This is a genomic window from Streptococcus sp. 4155 (assembly GCF_013276695.1).
GTDB classification, from domain to species: Bacteria; Bacillota; Bacilli; order Lactobacillales; family Streptococcaceae; genus Streptococcus; species Streptococcus pseudopneumoniae.
This window is the reverse complement of sequence record NZ_VMLM01000007.1, coordinates 1-9,553: the sequence shown is the minus strand read 5'-3', so window position 1 is coordinate 9,553 and position 9,553 is coordinate 1. Positions and strand designations below refer to the sequence as shown.

The 9,553-nt window shown below is 42.4% G+C and carries 3 protein-coding genes and 2 pseudogenes; 1 reads left to right on the top strand and 4 read right to left on the bottom strand.

Annotation, left to right across the window (positions count from 1 at the left end; genetic code table 11):
* Nucleotides 1-70: 70 nt before the first annotated feature.
* The 3 genes and pseudogenes from addA to HT715_RS01205 all read right to left on the bottom strand — a co-directional run.
* Nucleotides 71-3,721 (bottom strand): helicase-exonuclease AddAB subunit AddA, encoded by a 3,651-nt coding sequence (addA, locus tag HT715_RS01215; RefSeq protein ID WP_119919515.1) that lies wholly within the window; start codon nucleotides 3,719-3,721, stop codon nucleotides 71-73.
* On the bottom strand, nucleotides 3,718-6,993 hold the full coding sequence (gene rexB, locus HT715_RS01210; protein ID WP_119919514.1) for an ATP-dependent nuclease subunit B: 3,276 nt from the start codon (nucleotides 6,991-6,993) through the stop codon (nucleotides 3,718-3,720). Before rexB ends, addA begins: the two co-directional genes overlap by 4 nt.
* A 197-nt stretch (nucleotides 6,994-7,190) precedes the next feature.
* Nucleotides 7,191-7,346: pseudogene (locus HT715_RS01205) on the bottom strand (diacylglycerol kinase family lipid kinase); the annotation flags it as partial.
* A 105-nt stretch (nucleotides 7,347-7,451) separates the two neighbouring features.
* Here HT715_RS01205 and HT715_RS01200 point away from each other — a divergent pair.
* A complete protein-coding gene (locus HT715_RS01200) occupies nucleotides 7,452-7,811 on the top strand; it encodes a tyrosine-type recombinase/integrase (RefSeq protein WP_078929799.1) in 360 nt (119 codons plus the stop codon).
* 83 nt (nucleotides 7,812-7,894) lie between these two features.
* Here the strand turns inward: HT715_RS01200 and HT715_RS01195 are convergent.
* Nucleotides 7,895-9,086: pseudogene (locus HT715_RS01195) on the bottom strand (group II intron reverse transcriptase/maturase).
* Nucleotides 9,087-9,553 lie beyond the last annotated feature (467 nt).

The window sequence follows — 9,553 nt, the reverse complement described above, 5'->3', positions numbered from 1 at the left end:
CGAAGTCAGTAACCATACCTACAGCAAGGTGAAGCTGACGTGGTTTGAAGAGATTTTCGAAGAGTATAAGTTATACTTTTACAACTTGAACCTCGTCTTTACCGAGTAAAATCAAGTATTTTTCAATATTTTCAATCGAATAGGCTCGTGATAAAGCCTCTTCGTATAGAGCTAACTGACCACGATAGCGGTCTACGAGTTGACTTGGTTCATCATAGCGGTCTGTCTTGTAGTCGAACAGAACAATTTTGTTTTCGTAAAGCAGATAGCCATCAAGGATACCACGGACAACAAAGTCTTCCTGACTCTTTTGGTCTCGTTTGAGCATGGAGAAAGGTTGCTCGCGATAGAGATGGTCGGTATTAGCAAGAATTTCCTGACCGAGTACTGTGTCAAAGAAAGCAAGAATTTTATCAAGATTGATCTTGTCTCTGACAGCTTGGCTAGTTTGAACTTGTTTGAGTGTTTCTGTTAGGCTAGCAAGGGTTAGTTGCTGGCTGAGGTCAATTCTCTGCATGAGTTCGTGAGTAGCGCTACCAATCTCAGCTCCAGTTACCTTTTCTTTGGTTGAAAAATCTGGCAAATCGAAGCTGATTTTCTTGCCTACTGACTGACCTTGACCAGCAATCTCGACACCTTCCATATCCATAACTGGTTCGTAGAATTTCTTGATTTGACTTGGGGTTTGAACACTAGGAAGTTCAATAGCTGCGCGGTGAAGAGTATTATAAACTTCCACCTCCTTCAGCATTTCCAGAGCTTCTTTGATGGTATCTGACTGACGATTGTCTGCTTGGGAGCTATCTTGGAGAGGACTCTTGGTTTCCAACTCTCCGATAGCTTCTCTGGTCAACTGATCTTCGCCAATAAAACGATAACTAAAGTTGAGCTTGTCCTTAGTAAACACTTTACTGATAGCCAAAAGCCAATCTTGGAAATTCCGTGCTTGCAGTCTAGTATTGCTATTTAGTTTCCCATTTTTGGCTGCTGGGTATTGCTTGACTTCCAGCTTTTCACGAGAACCCTTGCCGACAAGATAGAGCTTTTTCTCAGCCCGCGTCATAGCAACATACAGCAAACGCATCTGCTCAGAATAGCTTGCTAGCTGTAATTCCTCTTCGTTCTGCCTATAGGGCAGGCTAGGAATGGAGAGTTTGATGGTTTTAGGGTAGTAGGATTCCACTGCTCCTGTATCCATCTTGGCAATATACTTGACACCAAGCCCATTTTTACGGCTGAGAATGACTTCTGACATGCTGTCTTGCTTGTTGAAATCTTGATCCATATTGAGGATAAAGACGTAAGGAAACTCCAGCCCTTTACTCTTGTGGATGGTCATGAGCTCTACTGCATCTTTTGGCGGTGCGACGGCCACGCTTGCCAAATCGTGCTGGGCTTCTAAAACTTGGTCAATCATACGAATAAAACGCGACAAACCTTTGAAATTGCTCTTTTCAAATTGATCAGCTCGCAGAGCTAGGGCATAGAGATTGGCCTGTCTAGCAGGACCATTTGGCAAAGCCCCCACATAATCATAATAAAAACGGTCGTTGTAAATCTTCCAAATCAAGTCATAGAGGGAGTGGGTTTTGGCATACAGGCGCCAAGAAGCTAGGACATCCATGAATTGCTTTAGTTTCTCAGCTAGAGCCGTGTGAATCAAGCCTTTTTGACTACTTGCCATTTTTTGTGCATTGACCAGTTTTTCATAGAGATTTTCTTGGACTTTATCCTCTGCTTTCTGAAGGGACAAACGTGCTAACTCGTCCTCATCAAAGCCAAACATAGGAGACTTCATAAGGGCGACCAAGGCATAGTCTTGCAGGGGATTGTGAATGACACGAAGGGTTTCTAACATGACTTGCACTTCTAGGGATTGGAGATAATTGTTTTGCTCTCCGTCAGTTTTGACAGGAATCCCGTACTCAGACAGGGCGAGAAGAATCTGGTCATTACGACTGCGACTGGAGGTCAAAAGGGCAATTTCTTTAAAGGCAACACCTTTTTCCTTATGGAGTTTAAGGATTTCCTTGATGACCAGGCGCATTTCACCAGTCAGTTTAGTGTCAGCCTGACCCTCTTCTTCCTCATTTGTGTCATCCTTATCGTAGAGGAGAAATTCAGCCTTGTTGTCTGGATTGGGAGTCAGTTTGGTATTGGCAAAAACAAGCTGGTGCATGTTATCATAGCTGATTTCACCGACTTCTTGATCCATAAGGCGCTCAAAGACATCATTGGTTGCTGACAGCACTTCTGAACTACTACGGAAATTTTCCTTGAGGAGAATCAGCTTGCCCTCTTTTGGATTTTGCGCATAGCGTTGGAATTTTTCATTGAAAATCTGCGGATCTGCCTGACGGAAACGGTAGATGGACTGCTTGATATCTCCCACCATAAAGCGATTGTGGCCATTAGACAGCAATTCCAACATCCGTTCTTGAATGTGGTTGGTATCCTGATACTCATCGACCATAACTTCATGGAAGCGCTCCTGATAAGCCTCACGAACTTGCGGGAATTTCTCTAAAATCTCAATGGTGTAATGGCTGATATCAGCGAATTCAAAGGCATTTTCCTGACGTTTACGCTGACGATAAGCCTCCACAAAATCGCTCATAAAGGTTTGGAAGGTTTTAGCTAGTTTCCAAGTGTCTCCATGATAACGTTCTTGATAGTCGAGAATCGTTATCTGGTCTGACAGTTGTCCTAGTTTAGCAAACTGGGACTTTCTCTCTTCGTTGTAGGCATCGGCCAGTGGCTTCAAATCAGCCTTACGACTCGCATTGGTCAGAGCTCGGCCGTTTTTCTCTTTCGAAATTGCGACAACACGCGCAAGCACTGATTGAAAAGCCTTACTATCGGACTCTTGATTTAAGGAGCTAATTTCATCCAGAATCAACTGAACATTTTCTAAATAGGCAGCCTTTGCAAACTCCTTGGCATCGTTATCCAGATGATAACGGAAAAAGCTTTCCAAATCCCAAAGGGCTTGTTTGATTTGCTCAGTCAGTTTTTCTTTTTCATTGGTAAAATCAACCTCTTCAAAACCTTTGAGGAAAGATTCACTCAGCCACTTTTGAGGATTACTGGTGGATTGGAGGAAGTCATAAATTTTATAGACTTGCTGGCGCAGCCCCCGTTCATCTTTTCCACGTCCAACAAAGTTTTTCAGCAAATGACTAAAGGTCTCTTTCTGCTTACCTTGGTAATGGACTTCAAAGACCTCGTGGAAGACTTCGTTTTTTAGAAGGAGTTGCTCGCTTTGGTTTTGTAAAATACGGAAATTAGGCGCAATATCAAGCAGATAGCCATGTTTACCAAGGAATTTTTGTGTAAAAGAGTCCATGGTTCCGATGGCTGCGTTGGGTAGGTCTGCCAACTGGCGACCCAAGTGTTGTTTGAGGTCAACGTCATCGCTTTCTTGGATTTGTTGGCTGATTTTTTTCTCCAAGCGTTCTTTGAGTTCAGTCGCAGCCTTGACGGTAAAGGTTGAGATAAAGAGTTGAGAAATTTCGACACCACGCGCCAATTGGTCCAGAATACGCTCGGCCATGACAAAAGTCTTACCAGAACCAGCCGACGCTGAGACAAGGATATTTTGACCAGAAGTGTAGATAGCTTCGATTTGCTCGGCAGTTTTCTTTTGTTCCTTGCTCGAATTTGCTTCTGCTTCTTGCAGTTTTTGAATTTCCTCCTCAGTTAAAAAGGGAATAGGCTTCATCGATTCAACTCCTCTCTTATTTTTTCAAACCAATCTTGCTTGAGTTTTTCTCCGACCAGACGCTTGCCATCAGCTAGATCCAACTTTTCTAGGAAACGGGCTTGACCCAAGTGGTAATTGGCTTCAAAACCTGTGATGGATTGATGTTGCTGGACGTAGGGGGCAATGCTTCTGCCATTTTCGGTATAAGGATTAATGGCGAACTGGCCTGTTAAAATCTTCTCAGCTGCTTTCTTGTAAAGATGGGCATTGTAGTCCAGTAGGAGCTGGAATTCCTCATCTGTCAGCTGATTAGACTTGTTTTTATTGTAAAATTCGCCCAAATGACTGCTTTCTTTTTCTAAAAAGAGTCCTTGGTATTTCATAGACTTGCTGGCTTCTACTACTGCACCTGCCAAATTCTTAACGGTCAACAGAGATTGAACAGGTTCAGCCATTTCCAAGTACATGGCACCGAAAAAGTTCTGCTCCCCCTCTCTTTTTAGGGCAGCTAGGTAGGTTGGCAGTTGGGAATTAAGACCATTAAAGAAATGAGGAAATTGGAACTGGGTCAGACTAGACTTGTAGTCTACTACTCCTATCGCCCCATCAGCTTTCAATCGGTCAATGCGGTCAACCTTGCCTCGTACAAAGACACTGCGTCCATTGTCCAATTGAATAAAGGCCTGCTCTTTCCCACCGAAATTCGCCTCTTCTTTGATGGTTTCAATAGCTGGATTGTGACGGAGAATGTGGCCAGTCGTCCGTGCCACATCAAGCAAAACTTCCTTTGTAAACTGGGCTTCCAAACTTTCCTGATAAATAGCCTCAAATTCCCGTTCCTGACTGGTTTCTTGGATAGCCTGTTCCAAACGTTGGTCAAAGGAATCTTCGTCAGGCAACTGCAAGGCACGTTCAAAAATGCGGTGCAAGAAATTTCCGTGACTGCGGGCATCAGGACGCAGGCGTAATTCTTCTTGCAAGCCTAAAACGTAGCGAAGAAAATAACTGTATTCATTGCGATAAAACTCCGTCAAACCAGAGGTAGACAGGTAAAACTCCTGATCAGCAGGATAGAGAGCCTGCAAGGTATCCTTGGTCAAGGGCTTGCTGCTTGGACTTGTTGGAAGGGCAGGATTTGCAAGGCCTCTTTGGTCTAGTTTTTTACCCATGACACGTGCCAGAACCTTGACAAAGGTCAAATCTTGCTCCCTATCACTCGTCTCGCCCTGCTGGTGATAGGCAACCAGACTAGACAAAAGACTGTGATAGGACCCCATATCTTCCTTAGACAGCCATTTGTGATTCAACCTCTTCTCTCTCCGCCTAAATCCAAAATGGACTAGTTCTTGAAGATAGGCTGACTCCTTGCTTTCACTTTCATTAAAAAGGCTTGGAGCCGACAAAACTAATTGCTTACGGGCAGAATTGACCAAAGAAAGCATAGTGTAGCGATTTTTCTTGAGATTTTCACTGCTGGCAATCAGTAATTGAACGCCTTCTTCGGTCGCTTGGTTTATGTTTTGTCTTTCTTCATCTGTCAAAAGACTGGTATTTTGCGCGATTTTTGGTAAATTGTCCTGAGTCAGCCCAATGGCATAGACAAAGTCAGCAGTCAGTGGTGCAATCAAATCGTAACTCTGCACCAGAACGGTGTTCACTGTCGCTGGAATGGTACGGTATTGAGATAGACTCATTCCAGAATGAAGCAAGGCCAAGAAATCCTCCAGACTAACCTGTGAACCAGCAAAAACAGTCGCAAATTGTTCTAAAATATGGCAAAAGGCCTTCCAAACTTCGGCTTGTCTTTCCTGTTCTACAGCTTCCATAGTTGCTGTCAAATCTTGTAACTGCTTGGTCACAACTCCTTCTTTTAGAAAAGAGTTCCACTTTTGCAAGAGATTTTCAGCCTTTTGTTTTCGACTAGCAAAGAGGGTTTCAAGCGGTGTTAAAATACGCAGACGAAGGGCATTCAAACGCCCTAAATCAAATTTTCCATGGTGGGATTTGGTAAAGGTTTGCTGAAAGGCTGGCAAGCCATTGATACCAAGATAGCGGATATATTGCTCAAATGAGTCAATATCAGCTTGACTAAGGTCGGTATACAAACCTGTTCTGAGGAGATTAATCAAATCCTCCTGACGGAAACGATAGCGTTTTAAAGCCAAAATAGATTCGACAAACTGAGTTAAAGGGTGGTGGGCCATGGATTCGCTTTTGCCTAGATAGAAAGGAATCTGATACTGGTCAAAAATAGTTTTAAGAGATAATTGATAAGACGCTACATCCCCCAAGAGAATACGAAAATGCTTGTAACTCAGGTCTGAGTTCTCATGTAATTTCTGACGGATGCTACGGGCTACCAACTCCAACTCTTCCTTTTGCGTCAAACAAGACCAGATTTGTAAGTTTTCACGGTCCTTCTCATCGACATCCAAAGCGAGTTCTGAAAAGTCACAAGAAGACTCCAACAAACGAGAGGCCTTGTCAAAGCTATCCATCTTCTCATGGGTTTGAGAATAGTCCTGAGCAGGCGTTTGGTATTTAGAGGCCAGATGATGGAGAAACTCCACACTAGCTTGGTAGAGATTGCCCTCTCTAAAAGGACTGGCATAAGCTTTCTTACTAGCATAAGCCCCAATAACAATCTCAACTCCCTTGCCATGAAGTAGGTCCACAATTCGCTCTTCTTCGGCAGAAAAACGGGTAAAGTCGTCAATAACCAAGGCAATTTGAGTGAAATCACTACTTACCTTGTTATTCTCGATAGCCTCAATCAAATGGGACAACTGACTTCCCTGAGCCAACTGGCTTTGATTGAGATAAGCCGTTACCTTCTCAAAAATCAAGAGTAAATCGGCCCTCTTGTCCTCATCCGTCAAACTCTCCAAGTCCAAAAAACTCATTTGAGCAGTCGTCATCTCGTGGTACAATTCAATCAACTGCTGGATAAATTGAGGATCCTGCTTGATAGCTCCATAAACACGCAAGTCCTTGGGGTCAAGTTCTGCAAGGCATCTGTAAAAGACCATCCCAAGACCGATGTCATCTAGACTAGTCTTGGCAGGCAAGTCATTCAAGACTAGGTAACGAGCCATTTGAGCAAAGCGCGTGACGGTAATCGCAAAAGAAGCCTGCTGGGACAAGCATTCCAGCACGGCGCGTTCCTTTTCAAAAGAAAGAGAGTTGGGAGCGATGTAGAAGACTCGCTTGCCAGCAACAACTAGCTCCTCCGCCTCTCTGGTTAGAATTTCAGTCAAAGAAGTCCGAATATCAGTATAAAGTAATTTCATCTCTGCCTCGTTGGAATTTTTCATTACCCTATATTATACCATGATTAGTCTCGTAAATCTGTTAAAATATTTAGGCCATCCATTCTTTTCTTCATAATCTGCTAAATATTAAATACTTAGCTTTACTTGTATATAGAATAAATCTGCCTACTGAAAATCACATAATAAAAAAAGCCTCGGTAACAAGGCTTTGAGTTTTATGATTGTTTCTTAGGTACGGAATACACTTCAATGTGTTGTCCTAGTACCTTGATGTCGACTGGTAGATTATCTGATTTATCGCCATCGACATCCGACTCTAATTCGATATCAGAAGAAATTTTAATAGTACGCGCTTTTATATATTCAATATTCTTGATAGAATGATTGAACTATAGTAAATTGAAACTAGAATAGTACACCGTGGATGCTAAAATATTTCTAGAAATTAATTTGATTTCCCTAATCAAGCTGTTCGTATATTATTTCAACCTACTATAAATCGTCTAAGAGAAACAACCGATAAGAATTGGCACAAAAGCGACCGTATTTTTGTTACCAATACAGGAAAACCAGTTCATAGTTCCGTCTTGAGCAAGTCTCTCCAGCGAGCAAACGAACGCCTTAAAAAACCAATTCCCAAACATCTGTCCCCTCACATCTTCAGACACACCACTATTAGCATCTTAGCAGAAAATAAAATTCCTTTAAAAACAATCACGGACGGGGTTGGTCATTCCGACTCTGAAGTCACTACTTACATCTACACCCACGTCACAAAGAACATGAAAGATGAAGCAATCAATGTACTGGATAAAGTTATGAAAAAGATTTTTTAAAAAGTTTTGCCTCTCAAAATCGAGTAGGAGATAATCTCTAGCCCCTCTCACACCACCGTACGTGCCGTTCGGCATACGGCGGTTCAACTAACTTTTAACGCATGTCGTTCAAGGTAATAATCCAAACACGAAACCAGTCCACGTTTTTCAAGGACTGGTTTTGATATAGCACGTTTAAGTACCGACTTCTGAGCTACTAATTGATAATGGTCACCCCAGCCAGATACCTTATCTGCTATCCATTTAGGAACTCCTAACTTAAGCAATCCCCATAGTCGTCTCGATTTCTTCTTCCATTGCTTCCAGATAATCACTCGTAGGCGAGTACGCAAGCGCTCATCTATGCTGGTGACAATACTTTTCATATTTCCCAATGAGAAATAGTTTATCCATCCTCGAATGGACAAATTCAGTTGCTCAATACGTCTTGTTAAGTCTATACTCCATTTCCTCTGTGTTAGTTTCTTCAATTTAAGCTTAAATCTCCGAACACTATCTTGATGGGGACGACTTTTCCAACCATCTGATGATTTCCAGAACCCAAAACCTAAGTATTTCAGCTCTCTTGGTCTGGTAATCTTAGTCTTGGTCATATTTACTTTCAAACCTAGCCGTTTCTCAATAAAACGACTAACTGAATACATCACACGCTTAGCGGCTGCCTCGCTTCCGACCGTCATCACACAATCATCTGCGTAGCGCACAAATCGAAGTCCCCTCTTTTCTAATTCCTTGTCCAATTCATTAAGCATGATATTGGATAAGAGAGGAGATACATTTCCTCCCTGTGGTGTGCCAACTAGCGTTTTATGATGCTGACCGTTAATGATAACACCTGAATGAAGATACTGACGAATCAAGGATTCCCTATCTCCGTCTTCGATAATATTATGTACTAAGGACATCAATCTATCTTGAGGAACCCTATCGAAAAATTTCTCTAGGTCTATATCCACTATCCACTCATAGCCGTCATTTAAGTACTCTAAGAGCTTGGACAATGGCTTGTTGGATTATCCTATCCATCACTGTCGGAATCCCAAGCTGAAGGACACCTCCATTGGGTTGGGGGATTTCAACTCGCAGGACTGATTGAGGTTTGTATTTCCTCTGTTTTATCAGTTCTTTAGTCAGGCGCCAGTTTTGTCTGAGATAATTATCCATCTCTTCGATAGTCATTCCATCAATCCCAGCTGAGCCCTTATTGGATTTTCCTTGATTGTAGGCTTCCAGCATATTTTCGCGTGATACTATCTTATCTAGCAATTTTGACATGTGCCTATTCCTTTCTTGTTTTGGTGCCTGAGGGACATCTTATATTGGTGAACCTTCATCTAGTCAATACGTGACAGAGTCCAGTTCTATCAGACCGTTCGTTTTACAGACACAAGTGAAGTAGGATTACTTCGATCTGTCGTTTTCTCTTTCTAGCGACAGACCTCAAACAGTCTCTCCCCAGACTGTTTGAGTATTCACCCCTTCGCTCCACTTCCATTACAGAAGTTTCCTCACTACTATGGGTTCGGCTGACTTCTCATGATTCCTTGTTACTACGCTTTCAGCGCTCATGAGACCTCACGGGATAAGTCCTACATCTTTCCTCGTTTATACAAGATATGAGGACGTTAAAAGGTTAGAGTGAAAATAGGAAATCTGACGCAGAGTCTTTAGACTCTAGAAAGATTTATCTTTTTCACACAAACCTTAGTCCGAATTCAATTACTCTCGTGATTTACGCATAT

Excerpts from the sequence above, each read along its gene's own strand:
- addA (WP_119919515.1), bottom strand. The coding sequence starts at position 3,721 with ATGAAGCCTATTCCCTTTTTAACTGAGGAGGAAATTCAAAAACTGCAA.
- rexB (WP_119919514.1), bottom strand. The coding sequence starts at position 6,993 with ATGAAATTACTTTATACTGATATTCGGACTTCTTTGACTGAAATTCTA.